This is a genomic window from Vibrio sp. 1288 (genome assembly GCF_033344475.1).
Genome location: NZ_JAWPOX010000495.1, coordinates 1 through 717 on the forward strand (window position 1 = coordinate 1; position 717 = coordinate 717).

The window sequence follows — 717 nt, forward strand, 5'->3', positions numbered from 1 at the left end:
CATGCTGGTCACCCAGAAGTCGAAGGTACCATGGGTCAGTACTCAAGCGAAACTGGCGGCATGTACTTAGTGGAAACTCCTGCGGACGTTGAGAAACTAAAAGCGATCGTGAAAGATCCATCGGATCTGCACTATGTAAGCCAAACCACATTGTCTGTCGATGAAACCGCTGATGTGATTGAAGAGCTACGCCGCGTATTTCCTGACATCCAAGGCCCACGTAAAGACGATATTTGTTACGCAACACAAAACCGCCAAGATGCCGTGCGAGAGCTGGCTGGTGATGTGGATGTAATGGTGGTTGTGGGTTCTAAGAATTCTTCAAACTCTACTCGTCTTAAAGAGTTGGCTGAGAAACTTGGCACGCCTGGTTACTTGACGGATTGTCCTGAAGATATCAAGCCAGAGTGGTTTGAAGGCAAGACAAAAGTAGGTGTGACAGCGGGTGCTTCTGCGCCAGAAGAGTTGGTGAATCAGATTCTTGAGCGTATCAAAGAACTAGTGGGTGCTCGCTCAGTCGATGAAGTCTTAGGTCGAGAAGAAAACATGTTCTTCGAAGTACCAAAAGAGCTGCAAATCAAGCAAGTGGACTGATATCCATTTATCGAATATTCAAAAGGCGACCTCAAGGTCGCCTTTTTTGATCACATGTTTCGCTCATATTCGGCACTTAGTGGCTGATACCTAGCATCTCTTTGAGTACTTTGAGGTAACGAC

Annotated in this window: 1 pseudogene; it reads left to right on the forward strand. The window is 46.6% G+C overall.

The features are described 5' to 3' along the window. Window positions 1-594 (forward strand): annotated as a pseudogene (ispH, locus tag R8O11_RS27610) (4-hydroxy-3-methylbut-2-enyl diphosphate reductase); the annotation flags it as partial. Window positions 595-717 lie beyond the last annotated feature (123 nt).